Genomic DNA, 23,243 nt, shown 5'->3' on the forward strand with positions numbered 1-23,243 from the left:
GGCGGTCGAGATCTGAAAAAGCGACGTGACGTTTATCACCGCGTGAAAAAAACATACGGTTCGGTGCTCGCGTTGGCGCAGTGGATTGAAATAAAAATGAGAAAAGAATGGAGCCCGTCATGGTGGGGGCAAAAGCTAACAGGATCGTCCGATTGGAGCTTACGGCTGGATGGTTTGAAGCTTGCGGTGACTTTGTCCAGTGGTGCACATCATGTCAACATTGAGAACGAAAGCAATTACCGTGTAAACGCTGGCATCTTCTGGACAGATATCACGCTCCATCCAGGACAAGATCACCAGGTAAAAGTTGACGGGCTTCCTAATGCTCAAGGAGCCGATCTCACCCAGGCACTGAACGTAGCCTTGGCAGGGAAGCGTCTGCGTGATGAGGCAGCATTTCTCCAGAGGGAGCATCAGAAGATTCAGCATTGGTTAGACCACAAGGCTAGTCAGGAGCGGGGTTGTATTGAAGACCGACGGTGGTTCACTCACGAGCAGCAGCAAGCAGTCTTGGCTGCACGGCCAAATGTGAATGTTGCAGATCTCCGAGCACGACTTAGCAAACCTGATATCGCGACTCATCTAGGCGCTGTGACGAACTTGATAAAGGCCTCATTAGAGGTTTTTAAGTTGGACCACAGCGCTGGGTGGGCTGAGTTCAACGCTGCTCATGTGGAGCGCGAGCTGGTTGCCTGTAAGGATTTGCTTGATCGGGTGGAGAGCAAGCCATTGACCCAGGAACAAGCGAGATCGGTGGTGTGCTTCGACAATCGTGTGCAGGTCATCGCATCGGCCGGTTCAGGCAAGACGTCCACCATGGTGGCCAAAGCAGCCTATGCGATCCATCGAGGGTTCGTTAAGCCTGAGCGCATTGTGTTGTTGGCTTTCAATAAGCAAGCAGCCGAAGAGCTCAAGGAACGTGCTGCCAAAGCATTTGAGCGCTTGGGCATGGGAAATGTAGTTGTAGAGGCTTCCACGTTTCATGCCCTGGGTTTACGCCTCATTGGCAAGGCAACCAAAGAAAAACCCGACATTCCGGATTGGGCTACTGACGCAGCTGGTGGGGTAAGAAAGCTTACCGAAATCGTCGATCAGTTGAAGGATCGCTATCCAACGTTCCGTCGGCAGTGGGATTTGTTCCGCTTCGTCTTCGGGAGAGATCTTCCGTCCTTTGGAGGAGCTGAGCCATCAGATGTATGGGATGCCGAAGGCAATGGTGCATTGGTGACTAACCGGGGAGAACGGGTAAAAAGTCTTGAAGAAGTAATGATTGCGAATTTCCTCTTCTTGAACGGGATAGATTACGAGTACGAAACGCCCTACGTACATCGGACTGCCAACGAGGACTATCGCCAGTACCGCCCAGATTTCTATTACCCCGATCTTGATCTCTACCATGAGCACTTCGCTCTCGATGCTCAAGGTGTTCCGCCACCTCACTTTAAAAATTATTTGGAGGGGGTGCACTGGAAGCGGCAACTGCATGCGGAGAAGGGTACTGAGCTTTTTGAGACTACCTCCCATGGTCTGCGTAGCGGTGACGATTTCACTCGTTTGGAAAACCAACTGATTGACCGTGGTCTGGTGCCCGATCCCAACCCCGATCGCGAGATACCCCAAAACGGACAAAAGCCCATGGAGTCAATTGAGCTCATTGGCTTGGTGCGCACCTTCATGAGTCATGCCAAAAGCAATGGTTTGTCCATTGACATGCTGAAGAATCGGTTGGATGCAATGCCTAGGGATGCCTTTAAGCATCGCCATCAGATGTTCTTGGATATTGCCGCACCGATCATGACTGCCTGGGACTCTGCGCTAGCTGCGGAGAATGGGATTGACTTCGAGGACATGCTTAACCAAGCTGCGGAGCACTTGGAAAGTGGCCGCGTTGAGTCTAGTTACGATCTGGTGATGGCGGACGAATTTCAAGACGCATCGCGCGCTCGGGCTCGCTTGTGTCGTGCTCTGGTTCAGCAGCCGGGCCGTTTCTTATTTGCCGTGGGCGATGACTGGCAATCTATCAATCGGTTTGCCGGAGCAGACGTATCGGTTATGACCGCTTTTCGGGAGTGGTTTGGGCATGGCCAAATACTGAAGCTTGAACAGACTTTCCGCTGCCCGCAAGCGTTGTGCGATGTTTCTAGTGCCTTCGTATCCAAAAATCCAGGTCAGATTTCCAAACGGGTGCGTTCAGTTACCCCTGCTCAAGGTCCTGTAATTCAAGCACTCCAAGTAGATCACAAAGACAAACTGACCGACGCAATTGATCAATTCGTTATGGGGCTTGCCGAAGGTGTTCGTGATGGTTCAATTGCCCCCGGTCGAAGTGGAAAGTTATCGGTTTATGTCCTGGGGCGCTACAACGCAGATAAGCAATACGTGCCAGCAGATCAGCGTCGTTACAACCAATGGGTTGAAGTGTCGTTCCTCACCATTCATCGGTCAAAAGGGAGCGAGGCTGATTATGTCATCTTGCCAGAAATGCTTAGCGTCTTAAAGGGCCGCAGCTTTCCCAACACCCGTACTGATGATCCCATTCTGGCCTTGGCTATGCCAGATGGGGATAGCTTTCCTTTGGGAGAGGAGCGTCGCCTCTTCTACGTAGCCTTAACTAGGGCGCGGCGCATGGTAGCAATGTTTACTGTCCGTGGTCGATGTTCAACGTTCCTTCGCGAGCTCGAAGACGAAGGCAGGCTGGTAATCACCGACACTGACGGAAAGTCAGTTGAAGAGCAGCCCTGCCCAGCCTGTAAACAAGGAGCGCTGTTGCTACGAACAGGTCCTTATGGTGAGTTTCGATCATGCTCCAACTACCCTCTGTGCAGCTATAAGCCGCAGAAACGAGGCTCAGTTCAAAGACGAAGGCGGTAATCGTTGCGAGCAAGGTGAGCCAATAGTCCGCCTTGCTGGCAGTGGGTGTTTGCCAAGCTGCTGGAAACTCAGCGCCGCACTGCAGATGGTCGACGGCGAGCGCACGGGCAAAGACGCGCATGCCTAGACCCTGCTGGCGCAAGCCGATCACAGCAAACTAAATTTACTGTAAAAACATCTTAATTAAGTTCAAGCATCCATCATCTATTATTTTAAAAGACATCAGGTGAAATTAATTGGCGATAAAAAGAATTCGTGGAATCGAGATCATCAATGATTTTGATAATAGCAAAGAAAATTATACCCCATCAAATTTCATTTCATTTTTTGAGATAAGCAATCCAATATCACTCAGGCCGCTATTAGAAGAATATATCAAAATACAAAAACTACCTAATCAAGAAGAAGTTTTTGAAAAATTCGCTTATTACTATTTTATTTGGAATTTATCCACAGAAATCATTCTTAATCTAGAAAAAAGCAGAAACTCAACAATCAAGAGATGGTGGGGTAAGATAGATAAAAATATCAACCCTTTTAAGACAAAATGCATTTTAAACAAAGCAAATTTTGCATATGAGAAAAATCTATTAACTAGCAGCCATAGCTTGTCTCTCAAGTCAACCTATTTCAGCCTCTTGTTTTTATGCGTCAAAATACAAAGAGCTTGGTCCATGACCATAGCATTTCATGATGCTGAATTTTTTGAAAAATTCATAAGGAATGAAATTTTTCATGAAATGATCATTTCCGAAGATCTGAAAAAATCAACAAAACATCTTTTTATCAGATTATTAATTACATCCAAAAGACTATCTGAATTGTCATCTAAGAAAAAAGGAATTCCAGTAGATGACGAAATAAGAAAGCAAAGATCATCAAAAGCAAACGCTGCACGCCACAGCGGAAGGCAAGAGCTAATTAATGAATTCAAAAATTTATTAATTCGAATTTATTTGAATTTAAATACAATTCCTAAAAATAATAATAACGATGATCTAGAAGATGAAAAAATCAAGAACTTTGAAAATCTTTATGATCTTCTTCAACTAGACTTCATAAATTTAATAGAAGAATATAAAAAATCTGCCAAGCAAAGAAACAACAACTACGGACTAGAAATCAAGCCAGAAAATCTCGATAAGAAATTTAAGGATTGGTCAAAAATAGATGAAGATTTCAGAGTAGCAATTGATAAATTGTATAACTCTGATATGCCAAGAAAAAATAACGCCCCGTGGTAGGGCGTTATAAACATCGGGCATCAAATTTATTCGCCCAATTATTGGCTACTGGCTAGGTTTTTGGATTCATAGCTGCGATTGATGCAGCCGTCAAAACTACATTCTTGCGAGTGTTCATCGGATAAAAACCGACCTTGCCTTCCAGTTCCAGTTGGTCAAGCGCCATGTCAAGTTGATCGGCTTTACGCAGGCTCAGCGGCGCACCACGGATTAACGTGTTGCGAGGCGTCGCAGTGGCGTTGTACTTGACTGCGCGGCGCATCAGATAGTCATAGAGCGTCCGTGCCAATTCTTGCTGCAACGCCTCTTGAGGAAGCTTTCCGAAGCCCGTCCGGGCTTGCAGCAGATGCCAATGCACGACGTCAATCGCGGTCTCCATCGACTTATGCTCGATCATCTCCTGCGGGGCTGTAAACCACTGCAGGACCCCAGCCATACGCAATGCCTGCTCTCCTGCACGACGAACAAACGGACGAATGCTTTGCCACATACCGTCCTGCAACAGTGCCTCCCATTCCCCAAGAGCCTGTTTCCACAGATGTTCTGCATCAGCGGCCAAACACATCTTGTCGCGTGGCAGCCCCTGCATAAAGAGCTCCTTGTAATCCCGCATAAGAGCTCTTATGCGCTCATGAAACTCATGGTTATGGATATTCATGCTGCACGGGGCTGGAGGCAACGCCACCGGCATTGAGGCAAACGACATGAGCATACGCGGCAAAAGCCCAGACTCGATCAAATATGCACCTTTATCGCCTTTCATCATGCGGCTGAAGGTCAGGTCCTGAACCAGCATGCACAGTGCGCCACGCGTATCAGCCACGTAGGTAGCCCCCCGTGTACGGCTGAAGTTGCGGATATCTGCACCATCGAAGCGCTTGCACAGAGCGGGCACATCCAGGTTGCGGGTCAACATACCCCCTTCATCCAAAGCATAGAACAGGGATTTGGCTCCCTTGGCGTAAACATCGACTACGCCCTTTTCTGTTGCCTCTTCCACAAGAAAAGGATGCGAACCCCATGCGCGGAAACTCATCTCCGGATCGACATAACCCTCCATGCCCCGCTCGAACTCCTCCATGCCACGACATGCCAATTTCAACACCGTGGACTTGCGATCACCCGACAAGGCCACAACACCAGTGAACAAGCTGGTAGGCATGTCGGTGCCAAACGGCGTCAGGACATCTGCAACGCCTTGTACTGCAGCCGAAGCCACACTGATCACCACAGGGCCAACCAAGGCCTCGTTGGCCTGTGTTGCGTGCATCACGCAGTAGATGAAGTCACGCATCATCGGCGGTAAGGATTCCGTCGGATAAAACAGCTGACCTTCTTTCAAAATACTCATTTCTTATCTCCCTTCACCTTGCGCCCACCTTGAGGGCCACGCACCTGCTTGATATCTGCCTCTGTCATCGTTTTGCTTCTCTTGGGACCACGTTTCTTGCATGATTCATTGCGAAGCTGAGTGCCTCCGAAGCTGTGCATATTTCCCGGCATACGCAGCTTGAGGAAGTAATCCACTTTGGTCAGATAGTCGGCATAGACACCTACGATGTCCCACAGCAGCGGATCGTGATAATCAATCACACGCAATATGGGCTCACCCGTAGACGGGATGGCATTGACGTTCCATATGTAGGATTTCTCGTTATCAATTACAGCTTTCCACATCTCCGCTATGGCACGAGCTGCCCTGATGCGATACTGATGCTTGGAACCATTCAAGCCAATCATCCAGTGCAGATGCAGGCCACGTTGGGAACCAAACTCGATCTTCCAAAAGTAAAAAGCCAGATCCGATCCATAGCGTTTCTTGAGAATTTTAAGCATGGCATCGCGATGCTCGATCACCTCCATTAATTTATTCTCGAAATCTTCTTGATTTTTAAATTTTGCGCGCAAGTCAGGGATTGAATGACGCAACCCCCAATCCAGACGAATCAACAGAATCTTTGAAAATTTCTTCCATGCTTTACGGGTGACCTTCATCACCTGGCCGTAGCGCTTTGTAGAGTTTTTACGATAGTTTTTTACAGCTTCACGCATCCCTTTGTTCAAGAGCATTTTCCTCAATGCAAGTGCCAGCTCATTGAGCGCGGATTGAGCCGACTGGAGCTCCCAACCGGTCAAAGTCAGAAACTCCGGTATTCCTAACCCGAGCAAGACACAGCTCTCAGCACCTTCCTCCTGGGAGCTATTCAGCAGAAGGTATATACGAGTTATCTCGATGATTTCTTCAATCATCGGGTTAATATCAAGACAACTCCAAACTCCTACATACTTTTCTTGCAGAAGCTGTGTGCCAACCTCATCCACCAAGGTGATAAGTGCACCAGCAAACTTCGATATATATTTTGGTTTTTTCAGCTTCTGATCACTACTCCCAAAAGGTTCCTTGTAGTTATGCTTGATGAGATGCTGAATCAACTCATCAAGGGCACGTTTCATTCCTGGACCTTCAAAGCCAGGAAGATGATCTTCATCATCATCTTTCGCGTACTCCAGAGATATGTTGTTATGCACAATAGAGTTATGCATGACGTAATGTGACTTCATAAGTAATAATCTATAGAATGGCTTTACTCTTTCTCTGAGATATATTCCTCTTATATATCTTAGTTACTAAGAAACCGAGTTTTTTGACTGAGTATTAAATTGCCTATTAGCGTTAAATACTCCGCTTTCCACGAAGAATTAACCAACATGGAAAGGTAAATTCACATGTGAGTAGTTCCAGCTATTTAGTACCCCTTAATCAGCAAGCTTGTTGCTTTTTCTTCAAGTGTTCGATGTAGTCATACACATCCGACAGCACCCATCCCACAGCCTTTGCGCCAAGGCGGATGGGCTTCGGAAAGACGGGGTCGTAATACTTGGATTTGGGGTCGATGCGCAGGTACACCGTGGAGCGAGAAATCCCTAGAGCCTGAAGAAGTTGGCGCAGACGGAGGACTGTGCTCAGACGCATGGCATTGCTGCCTATGGCGGTAATGGCTTGGACTTCATCCTCATCACAGGGATGCGTGCGCAGGATCCCTGCCGTCACGGTGGCTTGGGTGTGACCAGAAAAAGGAGTGCTTGCCTGGGATGCCTGCGTAGGGAGGAAGCTGCGCTCCATCAGGCTCTTGGATTGAGGTGCGTAAGGGGTGAGGTTCATCGCAATCAGTTCGTGTTGAGAAGAACCGCATTGCAAAGCCTGCTGCCTTTGAAATCGAGATTGCTGCTTGGGTCGAAATGCAAAGCCAAGGAGGCATCTTGACTTTTCACTGAATTAATGAACTCAATAAAAAAGCACTCATCGCACCCACGATGACCTCGCCATGCGAACCTGCGAAAGGTCGCAAACATTTAGTTCCCCCACATTGGAAAAATCGAGTGTTTCGGGCGCATGCGAAAGCTTCGCTTTTTGGCATGCGAAGCCGCATGTGATGCAAGGCTTGCGACGCATCACCAGCTGTGTGGTATCGAGACAAACGCCTCTTCGAGCCCTCCCAAAAGCTGATTCTTTCAATCAACAATCAACTTTTTTTCAACCACATATCACCGACCTGAGCAGACACAAGTCTGCCGTCCAGGTCGTGGTGATGCGCCTGCCTCCCTCACGACAGGCGCTCCAGCACCTGGCTTCTTGTCATTCTTCCAAGGAGTTTTGATGCCTTTTTCCTCTATCCCTCCCACCTGCCCCCTGTGCCATAGCCCACGGGTCGCCTCCCGCAACTGGGCACGCAAGACTGCAGGTGCCATTGGCTGCGCTGCTGGCGCCACCGGTGGCTTTGTCGGCGCCCTGCGCGGTGCGCAGATTGGTATTGCCTCGGGCCTGATGACCGGCCCCGCAGGTTCGACCATCGGTGGAATCGCGGGTGCGGTTTTAGGTGGTTTGGCTGGCACGGCCATTGGCTGCGAAGTGGGCACCTCGGTAGGCAAAACGATTGATGCCCGGATGCTGGACAACTTCAAGTGCCTGGAATGCGGGCATGTATTTGCCCGCCAGGAATCGACCTCCGGCTATGTCGATTCGGATTGAGCGACTCACACGGCTCAGTCCATTTCTTCTTTTTTCCATCGCTTCCCCTTTTGGTTTTCGCTTCTCTTATTGAAGGAGTTTTCTCATGGCACATTTCGTAGAAACCATGGCCTATGCTGGCCAAACCCCTTGGCATGAACTGGGCCATGCACTGCCCGCCAAACAAGGCATCGATGTCTGGGCCCAGGCCGCAGGCATGAATTGGCGTATCCAGGAAACGCCGGTGCGTTATCTAGCTTGCGAAGGTGATTCGAACCTGTCTGGGCTGTCGAGCCTGTATGCCGAACCGAAGGAGTTTCCCGAGCAGAAAGTGCTATACCGCAGCGATACGCAAGCGCCGCTGTCGGTGGTCGGCAGCCGCTACCAGGTGGTCCAACCTCGTGAGGTGCTGGAGTTCTACCGAGATCTGACCGAAGTGGCCGGCTACGAGCTGGAGACCGCAGGGGTGCTCAAGGCCGGGCGCAAATTCTGGGCCCTGGCCCGCACTGGCAAGTCGGCTGCGCTCAAGGGCAAGGATGTGGTCAACGGCTATTTGCTGCTGGCCACATCCTGCGATGGGACCCTGGCCACGGTGGCAATGCCCACGACCGTGCGGGTGGTGTGCAACAACACGCTGACGATTGCGCTGCGTGATGGTGTGGGCGCCGTCAAGGTGCCGCACAGCACGACTTTCGATGCCCAGGCTGTCAAGCGCCAGTTGGGCGTAGCCGTGGGCCAATGGGACAGCTTCATGTACCGCATGAAGACCCTGGCCGAGCGCAAGGTCAAGACCCATGAGGCGATGAACTACTTCCTGAAGGTGATCTGCAATGCGGACAGCCACACCGATTTGTCGGTGGGCTTGACCAACGAGCGAGCCCTGAAGAAGGTGCAGATGCTCTACGAAGGCCATGGCCGTGGGGCCGAGATGCATGCAGCCAAGGATACCGCCTGGGGCCTGCTGTGCTCCGTCACGGAATTCGTGGACCACGAGAAGCAGGCCCGCAGCCAGGACAACCGCCTGGACAGCGCCTGGTTCGGACAGGGTGCTGTGATCAAGCAACGGGCCTTGGACCATGCCTTGCAGTTGGTGGCCTGACCGTGGCAGATCGTTTCGGCCTTTGGACAGCTTGGAGCAAACGCGCCTTGTTGCGTCCACCCACTCTTCACTTTTTCCCAACACCACAGGCCGCCTTCTGAGGCGGCTTTTTTATGCCCGCAATATTGGCGGGCCAAGGAGTCTGGTATGTCTTTGCACTTGGTAAGCCCTTCGGGGCATGCTGCTCCAGCAGCACCTGCCCCCCTGAGTCGTTCGTCCCGCAAGGGCGCAGCCTTGCGCCTGGTGTCCACCAAGGACTTGCAGCGTGAGGACTGGCTGGAAGTGCGCCGCACCGGCATTGGCAGTTCCGATGCTGCTGCGGCCGTGGGCCTGAATCCCTATCAGTCGCAGTTAGAGCTGTGGATGCAAAAGACCGGCAAGGCCGATCTGTTGCCGGCGGTCGATCCCAGCGACGACTCCAGCCCCATGTTCTGGGGCTCGCTGTTGGAGCCCATCGTGGCGGCCCATTACACCAAGCGCACCGGCAACAAGGTGCGTCGCGTGAATGCGGTGCTGCAGCACCCTGAGCATCCCTGGATGCTGGCCAACGTGGACCGGGAGGTGGTGGGAGCATCTGATGTGCAGTTGCTGGAGTGCAAGACGGCGGGCATCCACGGTGCCCGCCTGTGGCGCGATGGCGTGCCTGAGTATGTGCAATTGCAGGTGATGCACCAGTTGGCCGTGACGGGCCACCAGGCCGCCGATGTGGCCGTGCTGGTGGGCGGCCAAGAATTGCGCATCTTCCGCATCGAGCGGGACGAGGCGCTGATTGCTCGGCTGATTGCCTTGGAGCAAGCATTCTGGGACATGGTCCAAAGCGGTATTGCTCCGCCTGGTGATGGCTCAGAAAGCAGCGAGAAGGCTTTGCGTTGCCTCTACCCCTTCGATACCGGCGACCAGATGGACCTGAGCGACGACGAGGCGCTCGACGCCACCTTTGCGCAGCTGCTGCAGGCCCGCCTGGAGCTGGATGCGGCGCAAAAGCGGGAAGCCCGCTTGCGCCAGCACATCCAGATCCACATGGGTGAGGCCAGCAAGGCCATGTTTGCCTGCGGCGGCTCGGTGACCTGGAAACGCAGCAAGGACGGCCAGGTGTTCAACACCAGCCAATTTGTCCAAGACCATCCCACGCTGGCTCAACGCTACATGAGCGTGCGAGCAGGATCACGGCGGTTTTGTGTGTACGAACCTGAGCAGTGAAACGGCTCAGGATGAAGTTCAGCTCGGTTTCTTTCCTCTCCCCATGCCCTCCTTGGCCTTGCCCTGGAGGGCTTTGTTATTTGGAGCCCCTCATGATCAAAGGTTTGATGATCACCCCCCCGGTGATTGGCCGCATTGCCATCGGCAAGCTGGTGGAGCGCAACGGCAAGCGTCTGCCAGAGAAAGACGATGAATTCACCATCACCACGCAGGTGCAGTCGCGTGGGCAGTGGATTCTCCATCCCCTGGATGAAACCCTTCGCCAAGCGCAGCACAGCGGCATAAAGGAAGGCTTACAGCCTTCCTCTGGCGGTGATGTTCTGGAAGGCGATGCTGCATCTGCACCAGCATCTGTGCCAGCCTCCCAACAGACTGCAGTCCGTCCAGCCAGCAAGCGATCGCTCAAGGACAAGATGGGTGTCGCCGCGGACGCCAAGCCAACGGCGGACACCAACGCGGTGAAGCCACTCGCAGCAGCAGCCCGGCGCAAGCTGCGCAGCATTCCTGTGCGAGTGCTCTTTGATGACCCTGATCTGAATCTGCGGGCCAACTACACATTGTTCGATCGGACCACAGCCAGACCCGTCTGCGTAGGGGATGGCGAGGGCTGCAAACGAGTGACAGGCCAGGGACTGGAATCACTGCCTTGCCCGGGACCGGATGCTTGCAGCTTCGGCAATCAGGCCTGCAAACCCTACGGGCGCTTGAACGTGGTGATTGGCGACAGCGATGAGCTGGGCAGCTTTGTGTTCAGGACCACAGGCTTCAACAGCATTCGCACGCTGGCCGCTCGGCTGCAGTACTTTGCGGCGGCCTCGGGTGGCCATCTAGCCTGCATACCGTTGGAGCTCAAATTGCGGGGCAAATCCACCACGCAGTCCCACCGCGCAGCCATCTATTACGCCGATCTGGTGGTGCGCTCCGGCATGTCGTTGAACGAGGCCATCGCACAGGCAAAGGAACTTGACTCTCAGCGACAGGCATCTGGGTTTGATCAGACGGCTTTGGATGCGGCAGCCCGCCTGGGTTTTGCCAACGGCAGCTTTGAAGATGCGCCCGATGAAGCAGCAGAGATCGTGGAGGAGTTTTATCCAGCAGATGCGGCACCCCAGGCAGACCCGGCCTCCGAATCTGCGGGTCTCACACCTGCTGCCCAAGCGAGGGGGCGAGATGGTACGCATAGCCCGTCGTCACAAAGACCGTGAACTATCAAACCGTGGCATTCAACCCCGTGTTTTGAATGACCGTGGGTGCGATGTCCGTGGTCTTTTGCACTGTGGTCAGCATCGATACAAATCGTAACCATAGCGCCCCATGGCAATCCAACCAATGACAGATACAGACCGATCTCCCGTGCTCAAGGCATTCGGGCAGGCCGTGCGTGAATGTCGAAAGGCACAGGGGTTTTCTCAGGAAGGCTTTGCGCATTACTGCGGACTGGACCGCAGCTATATGGGAGGTGTGGAGCGCGGCGAGCGCAATGTCACGCTCGCCAACATGGAACGCATCATCAGCGCCCTGCACATGAAACCGTCCGAGTTCTTTCTGGCTCTGGATGCGCACTTCAGGGGCATCGCCGTGCAACGCGGCAGCACTGTCCCCAGCGGATTCGCTCCTCACATCCTGCCAGGCACGCCCCGGCAAACACCCTGAAGCCCACCGACTCTGCCGCCGACGCGGTGGCGGAGCCGGTGCGTATTTCCATTTTGATTTCAAAGCCCAAGAGAGGGATACATGACAAAACGACTGCTTCTTTGCTCAGCCTTGGCTTTGGCTGGCTGCAACTCAGCGCCTGGAAACAGCGATTTGGAGAACTTCCTGGAGCCCAAGTTCGCATCCTGCCAAAACATCAAGCTCGTGGACATCCAAAAGACCAATGGCTACGAAGAGGACGGCTACTACCGGGTGGAGTTCACCTACGGAGTTGCGCTCAAGGATGCGAGCCAGCTCAAGGAGATGAAGGCGGTTTGGCAGCAAGAGCAAGAGCGCTCTTCACAAGCTCAAGCGGCCTCAGCCGAGCGAAACCAGCAGGTCGCTGCGCTGCGCAAACAAATCGAAGCGCTGGAAGAGGAATCCGCCCCACGCTACGAGCAGTTTGACGATGGGCAGTTACACCATTCGCGGGGCATCTCCGCCACCCGGGTGCTGACACCCCAGGAGCAGTACTCGGCCGCACTGGATGCCTGGCGCCGCAATCCGCCAGAAACTTTGCGTCAAAAGCAAGAGGAGCTCAAGGCTTACGAGCAGGCTTTCCGCGATCAATGGGGAAACAACAGCTACCAGTTCTTGGGGCAAGTCGGCGCTGCCGTTTCCAAGTTCTATCGCCAAGGCTGCGCGGATGCTTCCGACAAGTTCACGCGAAGCATGTTGCAGGACCACGCACAAGCAGCCGATCAAAGCAGCGATCCCGGCCACTGGTTTGAAGCACGCGAGATCCAGATGAAGGGCTCAGTGGCGATGCGCAAGACAGAAAACGGCTGGCGCGCACTCAGCGATAGATGAATCTGACGATCAACAGTACTCCTCCGCCCGGCGCTTGGTGCGCCGGGCTGCAGGGGTCACTGGCTTTTTTTTCCCACGAAACCTCTTGATTGATTTTTAACCACCCTGAGACCTTCATGTCCTCTCGCACAACGACACGTTTTCGCCCTTCTCGCATCTCCTGCGCCATACAGGCCGCACTTGCCACCACCGCTTTGGCTGTCCCGCTGTGGTCCCACGCTGTTGCCCCCATCGATGCGACCGGCAATGTGGTGAATTCCAATGGCGATGCCAGTAGCCTCCCCGCCTCTTCGGTCATTGACCATCCTTTCGAAGCTGGCGAGAAATCCATCATTGGAGGCTATGCCCAGTATGGCGGCAACGCCACAGCCAATAGCGTGACGGTGGGTGGTTCCTCAGCCAGCAGCGCCGTGCCAACAGGCTTTATGGGCACGATCGTCGGTGGCATGAGCGACGGCGGCAACGCGAACAACAACAGCATCACACTGCAAGTGGGTGACTATGCAGGCGTCAAGGAAATCCTGGCCGGGCAAGTCATCAGCGGCACAGGAACTGCGTCAGGCAATAAAGTTGAAATTCACGGCATACAAAGCGATGCCTGGGTAGCTGGCGGCGTGGTCGATACCGGCACTGGCGGGGACGCCAACAACAATACCGTCATCATGCACAGCGGCACTGTGGGGAGCATCAACGGCGGTTCGGCCAACGGGCTGGGCAACGCGCGAGGCAACCACGTGGAAATCAACGGTGGCACAGTAAGCGGCCTATGGGATGAAGATGCCCAAACGCAGATACTGGGTGCCATCGTGGGCGCAGACGTTTTCCACGGCGCAGCCACGCAAAACACCATTTTGATCCGCGGCGGCACCATCTCCGGCTTGATTGCTGGCGGCTATGTTGACGACGCCAAGGACTACGACCAGAACCGAGCCACGGGCAGCGTCACGCACAACACCATCACCATCGAGGGCAGCAGCGCCGACCTGCGCAATGCCTCGCTGTATGGCGGTTGGGGGGCCACTACCACAGGCGATCTGTTCACCGGCAACACCTTGAACCTGGTGAATGCCAAAGGCCTGTCGGTGCAGAACGTGGGCAACTTCGAGTTCCTGAACTTCTTCCTGCCAGAAAACACCCAGAACGGCGACACCATCCTGCACGTCACCGGCACTGCTGACATCCAGGGCAGCACCATTGGCGTGAATGTGCAAGGCAACGCGCCGGTCATGGCTGTGGGAGACAAGGTCAAGCTGATCGAGGCTGGGACGCTGCTGGCAGATGCGTCAATCAAGACCCGTGCCTTACAGGGCTCCACCATCGAGTACGAGTTCGATACGAAGCAGGAAGGCAACACCCTGTCTTCCACCGTGACCCGCAGAGGCGCTACGGAGTCTTCCAAGAGCCTGTCCGAGGGCTTTGTAGCTGGTGCAGCGGCATTAACGGCAGCGGCTGACTTTGCGGCGTCTCAGGGTACGGCTGCGGCAGTGAGCGCTGTCGCCAGCGCAGGCGGCAGCACGGGTGGTCAAAGCTTTGGTACCACAGGCGGTGGTTCGGTGCGCAACAACACCGGTTCACATGTGGATGTGCGCAGCTTCAACCTGGTAGCGGGTCTGGCCAAGGGCTTCAAGCAGGCCAACGGCGAGTTGACGCTGGGTGGCTTCTTTGAATATGGCAATGGCAACTACTCGTCGTTCAACGACTTCTCCACGGGTGTAGCACGCGGCGACGGAAAAACCCGTTCCTACGGTCTGGGCATGATGGGGCATTACGCACTGGACAGCGGCATTTACATGGAAGGTTCGGTACGCACGGGCCGTGCTGAGCAGGATTACCAATCCAACGACCTGGTGCCAGGCACTCGGGTGAGCTATGAATCCAAGACCCACTATGTAGGCACACACCTTGGTGCAGGCAAGGTCTGGCCCCTGAGCGACAGCCTGAACCTGGACACTTATGCCCACTACATCTGGCAGCGTCAGGGCGGTGACACGGTGCAGATGTCTTCAGGCGAGACCCTGGCCTTTGATGCAGTCACATCACAGCGCGTGCGCCTGGGGGGCCGCCTGACCAAGAGTCTGAGCACAGCCATCAGCACCTATGTGGGCGCTGGCTATGAGAATGAATTGGACGGCAAGGCCAAGGCCACGACCAATGGCATGCCCATCGAATCGCCCAGCATGAAGGGGGCCAGCGGCTTGGTCGAGCTGGGTCTGAACGTGCGCCCGCTCAAGAACAAGGCTCTGCTGGTAGGCATAGGCCTGCAGGGCTACTTTGGGCAAAAAGAAGGCGTGACTGGTAGCTTGCAGATCGGCTACAAGTTCTAAAAGAATGCGGATGGCCGCTTTGGTGTGGCCATCCGCAAACCTGTTCTGGCCTGATCCCGAATACTGGCTGGCGGGATTAGGCTGATTCCAGCCATCCAGCTCAGAGTTACCTATGGCAGCTGAGACACAAAGCGGGCATGACGAAGACGCCTGATTGGAATTCAGGCCTGCCAAGACCTTGAAAAGGTAGGCTTGAAACAAAATGAATGACCACATGCGCCGCCTAACGCATGCTCTCGGTGAGGATGGGGAGTTTAAGCAATGTTCATGGGCCAGCGGTGGTGAGGGCTAGACGGGTCACCTCATCACCCGATCGCGGCCTGCAGCAATCGCCCCCCGAGCCTGCCATCCCTCCGGTTCTGAACATTTCACCTTATGCCTTGAATTGCGCCATAGGCCTGCACATATGACTGTGTTTGTGCACAGCACAGAACGCTCAATTTAGCCCGTTCTGTACAAAGCCCAGCAATGTCGCTCACTATTATCGAACTGTTATTCGTTATCGAATGAGCGGTTTGCTTTACAAGCAACCATTTGTATCAAACAATGCACACAAACTAGACACCGCACGGTACATTTACGCAGCCGCCGATGAGGGAGGACCGCTTGCGTACAGAGTTGATCTCTACAAATCTCGTTTACCAAACCACGTTATCACTGCTTCCCTCAAAAGCGGTGGTCGTTGGCATTCTCATGTCGCCTCGCGACTAATCGAAACCGTGTTCCATACTGCATATGGCCCATTTGATGGGAACAGTTGGGAGCGGTTGTGCCAATTGGTCTTCAAGCGCAAGTTCTCCGATGACGGCTACATCCACATACCAGCAACCCCTGGCGACTACGGTCTTGAAGGGTTCACCAAGACCACGGGATGCGGGTTTCAGTGCTATTGCCCAGACAGGGTTTATCCGACGAAAGACTTGCACGAAAAGCAGCGAGACAAGGTCACAACGGACCTTAAGAAACTTCAGAGCAATGAAACGGACCTACTGAAAATTCTGGGCACGACCAAGTTACGGCGATGGCATCTAGTGACGCCGACCATCGCGCACAACGATCTCATCAAACATGCCCAGACAAAAGAGGCCGAGGTCCGGAACTGGAATCTGTCGATCATCGCTCCGGACTTCCAAGTTTTAATACACGACGCGGACCACTACGCGACCGAGATTCGAGACATGCAGGCTGCAGTCGGCAATTCGCTCGATTTCGGTGGCATAGCCACGGTTCTGCCTGAACTGAACGATAAGTCAGAGGTTTACGAGCAGAACGTCTTGCGCAAGACGCGAGCACGACTGGCGAATGTCGCGTCTGACAAGCTAGAAAACAAGGTCAGCCGCCTCTACGCAAAAACGCTGCGAGAGTTCCTCGCGCACGGCCCCCACCTTAAGCAGATTAACGATACAGCACCTACTCTTCATTCGAGGTTGGTGCGACTCATCAATGGCTACGAAACGAACATTGGAGAGACATGCGACACCTGGGAAGGTACACCTCAGGAACTGACAGAGAAGATTCGCACGGGCCTCACAGAGCGAATCGTCAAGGAACTCTCGCCCTCCATCGATGAGACTGGTGCAGCACACATCGCCCAGATGATCGTCGCACGGTGGATAGCCGTTTGCGAGGTTGACTATGACTGAGGCAGTCATTCAGCAGCCTCGGCGTCTACGTTTCGTCCGGCGGCCTTCACCGGTTCTCGTTGAGCATCGGCCGCTGTACAAGATCACCCAATTGCTCTTGGTTCTGCACATGTCTTCTCGTGGAGGGAAGTCAACGTTGCCACGTCTACATCTGTTTAACTGGGCATTGAAAAGTACCGAGCGCATTCAGAAACTGGTAGAGGCAGCCAAGTCAAAGGCACTCAGCATGACTGCCTGGGGCTTCGACCCAGCACTAGCCATTGCCATTGGGTTTGCTGTAGCCGAAAACTTGGTCGAGCCAACCTCTACCGGGTACCAACTGACCGAAAAAGGCCGTTCCTTCATTACGGAGGTTTTGAAGGAAGCTAGTGCCTTTGCCCCCGAGCGAAAGCTTCTGGCGGAGATTGGCAAGGACATCACTGAAGCCATGGTCGAAAAAGTCGCAAAGGGATGGGAGTCGGCATGAAAATCAAGGCCGTGAAACTAAGAATTTCAACCGCCCAAGGCGAATACGGGTTCAAGTTTGAGTTCAGTCGCAACTTAACCGTCATCCGAGGCAGCAACTCGAGCGGAAAGAGCACCTTCTACAACACCCTGCTGTACGGCTTGGGCATGGAAGAACTCATCGGTGGGAAGGGCGAAAAGGTGTTGCCCTACGCAGTCAAAGACTACTTCGTACAAGGCGAGCACAGCGTCACGGTAGACAGCTCCGAGGTCCTTGTCGAGTTGGAAAACTCCTCAGGACGTAGCGTCACGCTGCGTCGATCAATTCGTGACTCGGTACGCCAGGTCAAACTCGTGGAAATTTTCGAGGGAGCTCACCTTACTGAAGACATCGAGCTCAGCACACCACAACCGACCTACCTTTTTGACGCTGGCAGTGCTCAGAAGCAAGAAGGGTACTTCCAGTTTCTCGAAAGGTTCATGGGTTACCAACTGCCTCAAGTCCCAACAACAAACGGCGGTATGGCAAAGCTGTACCTGCAGACGATCTTCGCCGCCCTTGCTGTGGAGCAGAAACGTGGGTGGACCGACTACATCGCCAACATCCCCTTCTTCGGAATTCGCGATCCCCGGATACGAGTCACGGAATTCCTGCTCGGACTTGGAGTGTTCGAACGACAGGCCAAGCGTGCAGAGCTAGATGCTGCCTCTATGTCGATTGACGCGGACTGGCGCAAAACCTACGACACCTTTCGGCAGGCTGCCACGGCGAACAATATCCTCATTGAAGGGCTGTCACCAACTCCCGTATCGACGCTCGATCCAACAACAGTCCTACTCCTCAAGTCCGATGGAAGGACAAAAATCTCTCTGCAAGAACAGGTGAGCAAGCTGCGCGGGGAACATGCAAGGCTCGGGGAGAAGGCTGAGGCCTACGGCAAGGCCACGGGCGCAGAAGCGCTTCAAGAGCTTGAGACGACCTCTGCTGAGCTCCAGCGGCTCAGTGTGCTGCATGAACGCGCGACAACGAACCTAACGCTACAGAAGGCCGCCCTGGATGAGATACGCCTTCTTTTGGCCGCCGCCAACGAAGACATTGAGCGCAACAAGACGGCGCAGAAGCTGCGCAACCTGGGTGCTCAGATGGAGTTGGAGGTCGCAACAGACCACTGTCCAACCTGCCATCAAGAAGTCGACGACACCCTGTTGCTTGGAATCGTGACGGGGCCGCAAATGGACCTTGAGACCAACATCGCGTATTTGGACAGTCAGCGCAAGATGCTGCAGAGCCAGATTAATGGTGCAGTCGAGGAGATTCGTCAGTCCGAGATTGCTGTCACCAACATAGGAGCTCGTCTGGCTGCGACTCATGACTACCGCAACTCACTACGCGGAGATGTGAGCACCGGCGTTGCCGAGTCGCGCGCCATCGTTCGGCGACAGATTCAAATTGAGCTTGAGCTGTCAAACCTGCAGGCGCTCGAAGTGCAGGCTGAAGCGCTGGTAGCCAAATTTAAAGAGATTGCGGATCGCTTAGCGGCAAATCAAGTCGCGAGGCGCGCCCTCCCGAAGGATACTTACAGCAGCACTGACGTCGCCAGGATTTCTCTCTTCGAAAAGAACTTCAGAGCCAATGCCAGTTCGTTTGGTTACGAGAGCGCGGACATAGCGAATATCCGCATAAGCCTCGACACCCTGACGCCAATCCTTTCTGAGCTGGAACTACGCGAAATTCGCATGAAGGTTCAGACGAGCCTTACCGCAGACTCAAGTGCTAGTGACTTCGTCCGCTTGATCTGGAGCTATCTACTGGCTTTGTATCAAACATCAACGACCCGCGGATACGAAGGACATCACCCTGGACTCTTACTCATGGATGAGCCCGGCCAGCATTCAATGAGGCCTGCTAGTCAGCGCTCTTTGCTCCAGTTGCTCATTGCGCAGAAAGGCCTTCAGGCCATCGTTGCGGCATCATTCGATGAAAACGAGTCAGTATTCATGGAGGCGACTACTGGGCTCGATTTCAAGCTGATCCAATGGGAAGGTAAGGTCATTCAACCGATGGTGTCGTAGCAAGGCCCTGTACATGGAGTCTTGCTATGGGACAGATGTGAGCTAGTCAGAGCACCCACCGATCATCGCGCACTAAAGCCAATGCTTGTGAAGCACTTTCCGTGCAGCGAGGAAGTATGAAGTATGCCCAGGTTGATCCTGAGCCCAACGACACTAAAACTAAGAGGGAGGAACAATGCGCATCTGCCGCATCACCGTTGAGAACTTCGCAAACTTCAAGCATGTCGACTTCGAGACTGACGGCAGCTTAGTCATCGTCGGAGAGAACAAGGTAGGTAAGAGTAACCTGCTGCGTGCTCTGAGGCTCGTGCTTGACCCGCTGCTTCCAGACCGTGAGAGGCAGCTAGGTCTCGAGCACTTCTGGGATGGCCTTGGGGAGAACAAGCTGGGTGCCACGGTCAGGGTGACCGTGGAACTCACTGACTTTGAGGAAGACGACAACCTGCTAGCCGTTCTCGCCGGCAGCTTGGTCGATACCAACTCCCCGGTGGTCGCGCGCCTCACATACCTGTACCGACCAAAAGCCGAACTTGAGGGTACCTCACCTGAGAGTATGGCTGACTACGAGTTTCTAGTCTTCGGAGGAACTGACGAAGACAATGCGTTCACTGCGGCTCAGCGGCGTGAACTGCCCATGGACTATCTCTTCGCTCTGCGTGATGCGGAAGGCGACCTGCTGAACTGGAGGCGTTCGCCGCTTCGCCCCATCATCGAGGAGTTAGCTTCCAGCTTGGACGAGGAAACACGGGAGGAACTACAAACACAGGTCAGCGATGCTCAGAAGTCCCTGGCCCAGCGTCCCGAAGTCGCCGAGGCGGCCGCCAAGGTCTCGGGGCGTCTCAAGGAAATGGTAGGTCCAGAACATGCCGTTGCGCTGACGCTCGGAGTAACGCCGACCAATGTCGATGTGTTGCTGAGGAGTTTGAGGCTTCTGATTGACGGAGGCGCCCGCGGCATCGGGGACGCAAGCCTAGGAACCGCAAACCTGCTATTTCTAGCGCTCAAAGGCTTGGAACTAGAGCGGACGGTAGAGGCCGGTGAGCGCAGCCACACGTTCCTGGCCATCGACGAGCCAGAAGCCCATCTGCACCCGCACGTCCAACGACTTGTGTATCGGCATTACCTCGGTGAAGCGGAAACAACTCTAGAAAACGTCACCACTATCTTGACGACGCACTCACCGCACATCGCTAGCGTCGCGCCGTTACGCTCCATTGTGCTGCTGCGTGACGAGCATCATGAACCGGCTACCGTCATCACGTCGGCGGCTGAGGTTGAGCTCACGGAGGACGAAGAAGATGACCTCCAGCGATACATTGATGTGACCCGGGGAGAGCTTTTCTTCGCGCGCGGAATCATCTTCGTCGAAGGCGACGCAGAGCGATTCCTCATCCCAGCGTACGCAGATAAGTTGGGAATTGACCTTGATGCACTAGGCGTGACGATTTGCTCTGTCGCCAGTGCCAACTTCCTCCCGTACGTGAAACTGGTCGGACCCGATGCTCTAAACATCCCCTTTGTGGTCATAACCGACCTAGACCCGCGGGAGGGCGACACGCCACTCGCCGACCTCCGTGTGCGGAACATCCTGAAAGTGTGGATGGATGAGCAGGATATCGAGGACGTTGTCGAAGACCTTCTCGAACAGGCCGAAGGTGAAGGAATCTTCGTTAACGACATGACACTGGAAGTCGAGCTTTTCAAAGCGGGAATGGGTCCAGCCATGGCCACGGTGCTGTCTAAACACGCGAACTCCTGGGGAGCGCAGCGCAAGGCGTGGATGAACGCCTGGATAGCGGCTCCCACAATCCTGGATGAGAAAAAACTTCTTGGTTGGGTAGAAGAAGTGGGCAAAGGTAGATTCGCCCAAGCCCTGGCCGGGCATGTCAATGCTGCGTATTGCCCCGACTACATCAAGAGGACGCTGGAGTATGTCAAGAATGGCTTCACATCGCTCTAGTTCCAAGTACCTGCAGGCAGCGCGCCAGCTTAGGGGCAATCCCGGTCAATGGGAAGCTTACGAGTCCACAGGTAGCTGCTGTGTCCTGGCGGGACCAGGAAGCGGTAAGACCAAGACGCTTGTCACAAAGCTAGCCCGAGTCATGGCAGAAGACGTACGCGCGCCACGCGGGGTAGCCTGCATCACGTTCAGTAACGAAGCTGCTCGCGAGCTATCTCGCCGCCTGCGACAGCTTGGACTGGAGCAGTCGCCGCGGCTCTTCGTGGGAACCGTTCACTCGTTTTGCCTACTGCACCTGCTGCTGCCCTTCGGAGAGCTCGCCGACCTGCCGCTACCATTTCCGCTCAAGGTCGCCACGGAGTCTCAAGCAGCGAGCATTTACAGGGCGGCGGCGGAGGAGCTTCGAGGAGTTGGCCAGCCGACTCGCAAAGACGAGGTCGACCGGTATCGCCGAGTAAACCTGGACCGCGACAGCAATGCCTGGACACAGGACCCTGAATTGGCGGCGCTGGCCGAAGCCTATGAAGAGGCGTTGCACGAACAGGGACTCATCGACTTCGATGACATTGTCCATTACGGTCAGCGACTGGTTAACGAGCATGACTGGGTACTAAATGCAATACGCGCGAAGTTTCCGGTCCTGGCTGTCGACGAGTACCAAGATTTGGGCGGGGCGTTAGACCGCATCGTTAGGCGACTTACCTTTGAGGGAGGCGTGAGGCTGATTGCAGTGGGTGATGTCGACCAATCGGTGTACGGGTTCACCGGAGCAAATAGCGAATTACTTGCAGAACTATCTCAACTGGACGGCATCCAGGCTATCCCTCTCACGGTGAATTACCGAAGCGGGACCGGCATCATTGAGGTCGCTCAGCTCGCTCTCGGCAAGGACAGAGGGTACACATCGTCAGAACCAGACAGGCAGGCCTCGGTCCAGACACACAAATGTGACGAGGGCCTGCAGCACCAGGCCGAGTACGCAATGCAGACGTTGATTCCTGCCGCGCTTGCAGCAAAGGCGGGGCGTCAGCTCGGTGATATTGCCGTCCTGTACCGAAACCGGAATGTTGGAGACGTGGCCGCCATCCAGGCACTCAACGCCAGGTATCCATTCGTGCGCATCGACAATGCCGCACCATATCGCAAGGTCCCTCTCACGAGTTGGGTTGAGGATTGCGCCATCTGGTGTGCCGGAGGCTGGAAAACCTCTGCGCCACCATTGCGCGACCTACAAAGCCGGTGGCGGTCATTCCATGGTGCTCTAGCCGACAGAGCTGCGCGCGATGCATCGGCGAGGCTTACAGCATTTCTTTGGTCGCACCGTGGCAACGGCTTGGCACTAGGTTTCGTTGAGGCCCTTAGAGAGGAACTGCTCGACACGCTGATTGCTGCGCGCGGAGAACTGGCAGACCAAGCTGCACATGTCGAAAAGATGCACAAAGCCCTTCACCCAAAGGCACCGCTTGCCGGGATGACGAAAGCACAGCTCGGTCGACGAGACGGAGCACCTAAGCAGCTAAATCTATTGACGCTTCACTCCGCTAAAGGCACTGAGTACGATGTTGTCATCATCCTGGGACTAGACCAAGGCGATTTTCCTTCCCCAAATTGGTTTGACAACACTCCGGAGAAAATGGAAGAGGCGCGAAGATTGTTCTACGTCGGTGTAACGCGTGCCCGCGATGAAGCTCACCTTATGTACAGTGGCTTTAGGCAAAACCAGTACGGCAAAATTTATCGCGATGGACCTTCCGAATTCTTGAATGGTCTGCTGCCCTAGACCTACCGCTGTTCATTGGTGAGCTGCGACCTGGACTGCCCCCGCTGCAGTAGACAAATCCCAGCCTCACGCTGGACTGCCCGTAGGTAGGTCC

At 54.4% G+C, this 23,243-nt stretch carries 17 protein-coding genes; 14 read left to right on the forward strand and 3 right to left on the reverse strand.

Translation table 11 applies throughout. From position 1 onward, the window contains the following. Window positions 1–42: 42 nt before the first annotated feature. Both Cth01_RS21285 and Cth01_RS21290 read left to right on the forward strand, forming a co-directional pair. Window positions 43–2,871, forward strand: coding sequence for a UvrD-helicase domain-containing protein (locus Cth01_RS21285; protein WP_233425248.1), 2,829 nt, complete (start codon window positions 43–45; stop codon window positions 2,869–2,871). Between the two features lie 236 nt (window positions 2,872–3,107). Continuing rightward, window positions 3,108–4,115: a hypothetical protein gene (locus tag Cth01_RS21290; RefSeq protein ID WP_139032129.1), complete on the forward strand. Its 1,008-nt coding sequence runs from the start codon at window positions 3,108–3,110 to the stop codon at window positions 4,113–4,115. A gap of 52 nt (window positions 4,116–4,167) precedes the next feature. On the opposite strand, the gene Cth01_RS21295 is transcribed toward Cth01_RS21290, so the two are convergent. From Cth01_RS21295 to Cth01_RS24195, 3 genes are all read right to left on the reverse strand, one after another. Beyond that, the gene (locus Cth01_RS21295; protein WP_055477419.1) at window positions 4,168–5,466 is read right to left on the reverse strand and encodes a DUF3987 domain-containing protein; all 1,299 of its coding nucleotides are present in this window, start codon (window positions 5,464–5,466) and stop codon (window positions 4,168–4,170) included. Then, window positions 5,463–6,659, reverse strand: a complete 1,197-nt coding sequence (locus Cth01_RS21300; RefSeq protein ID WP_169749774.1) for a YagK/YfjJ domain-containing protein — start codon at window positions 6,657–6,659, stop codon at window positions 5,463–5,465. Before Cth01_RS21300 ends, Cth01_RS21295 begins: the two co-directional genes overlap by 4 nt. 217 nt (window positions 6,660–6,876) lie before the next feature. Next, window positions 6,877–7,278: a helix-turn-helix transcriptional regulator gene (locus Cth01_RS24195; RefSeq protein ID WP_052703418.1), complete on the reverse strand. Its 402-nt coding sequence runs from the start codon at window positions 7,276–7,278 to the stop codon at window positions 6,877–6,879. A 495-nt stretch (window positions 7,279–7,773) separates the two neighbouring features. Between Cth01_RS24195 and Cth01_RS21310 the strand changes: the two genes are divergently transcribed. From Cth01_RS21310 to Cth01_RS21365, 12 genes are all read left to right on the forward strand, one after another. After that, entirely contained in the window at window positions 7,774–8,145 is a 372-nt protein-coding gene (locus Cth01_RS21310) for a membrane protein (RefSeq protein WP_045840338.1), read from the forward strand. Between the two features lie 85 nt (window positions 8,146–8,230). Beyond that, the gene (locus tag Cth01_RS21315) at window positions 8,231–9,223 is read left to right on the forward strand and encodes a DUF932 domain-containing protein (RefSeq protein ID WP_045840339.1); all 993 of its coding nucleotides are present in this window, start codon (window positions 8,231–8,233) and stop codon (window positions 9,221–9,223) included. A 147-nt stretch (window positions 9,224–9,370) separates the two neighbouring features. Beyond that, a complete protein-coding gene (locus Cth01_RS21320; RefSeq protein WP_045840340.1) occupies window positions 9,371–10,423 on the forward strand; it encodes a YqaJ viral recombinase family nuclease in 1,053 nt (350 codons plus the stop codon). A gap of 92 nt (window positions 10,424–10,515) precedes the next feature. After that, entirely contained in the window at window positions 10,516–11,628 is a 1,113-nt protein-coding gene (locus tag Cth01_RS21325) for a recombination directionality factor (RefSeq protein ID WP_045840341.1), read from the forward strand. Window positions 11,629–11,752: 124 nt separating this feature from the next. Next, window positions 11,753–12,076 (forward strand): helix-turn-helix domain-containing protein, encoded by a 324-nt coding sequence (locus Cth01_RS24520; protein ID WP_082085698.1) that lies wholly within the window; start codon window positions 11,753–11,755, stop codon window positions 12,074–12,076. A gap of 153 nt (window positions 12,077–12,229) precedes the next feature. Continuing rightward, window positions 12,230–12,925 carry a hypothetical protein gene (locus tag Cth01_RS21335; protein ID WP_055477420.1) on the forward strand — a complete coding sequence of 232 codons (696 nt, stop codon included), beginning with the start codon at window positions 12,230–12,232 and terminating at the stop codon, window positions 12,923–12,925. A gap of 116 nt (window positions 12,926–13,041) precedes the next feature. After that, window positions 13,042–15,249, forward strand: coding sequence for an autotransporter outer membrane beta-barrel domain-containing protein (locus Cth01_RS21340; protein ID WP_052703422.1), 2,208 nt, complete (start codon window positions 13,042–13,044; stop codon window positions 15,247–15,249). Window positions 15,250–15,755: 506 nt separating this feature from the next. Continuing rightward, window positions 15,756–16,892: a hypothetical protein gene (locus Cth01_RS21345; RefSeq protein ID WP_233425249.1), complete on the forward strand. Its 1,137-nt coding sequence runs from the start codon at window positions 15,756–15,758 to the stop codon at window positions 16,890–16,892. A 109-nt stretch (window positions 16,893–17,001) separates the two neighbouring features. After that, window positions 17,002–17,358 carry a hypothetical protein gene (locus tag Cth01_RS21350; RefSeq protein WP_211267695.1) on the forward strand — a complete coding sequence of 119 codons (357 nt, stop codon included), beginning with the start codon at window positions 17,002–17,004 and terminating at the stop codon, window positions 17,356–17,358. Continuing rightward, window positions 17,355–19,409 (forward strand): ATP-binding protein, encoded by a 2,055-nt coding sequence (locus tag Cth01_RS21355; protein WP_045840382.1) that lies wholly within the window; start codon window positions 17,355–17,357, stop codon window positions 19,407–19,409. The genes Cth01_RS21350 and Cth01_RS21355 overlap by 4 nt, the downstream gene beginning before the upstream one ends. Window positions 19,410–19,584: 175 nt before the next feature. After that, window positions 19,585–21,369 carry an ATP-dependent nuclease gene (locus Cth01_RS21360; protein WP_045840344.1) on the forward strand — a complete coding sequence of 595 codons (1,785 nt, stop codon included), beginning with the start codon at window positions 19,585–19,587 and terminating at the stop codon, window positions 21,367–21,369. After that, window positions 21,350–23,149: an ATP-dependent helicase gene (locus tag Cth01_RS21365; RefSeq protein WP_045840345.1), complete on the forward strand. Its 1,800-nt coding sequence runs from the start codon at window positions 21,350–21,352 to the stop codon at window positions 23,147–23,149. The genes Cth01_RS21360 and Cth01_RS21365 overlap by 20 nt, the downstream gene beginning before the upstream one ends. The last annotated feature ends 94 nt before the right edge of the window (window positions 23,150–23,243 follow it).

It is taken from the genome of Comamonas thiooxydans (genome assembly GCF_000964545.1).
GTDB classification, from domain to species: domain Bacteria; phylum Pseudomonadota; class Gammaproteobacteria; order Burkholderiales; family Burkholderiaceae_C; genus Comamonas; species Comamonas thiooxydans.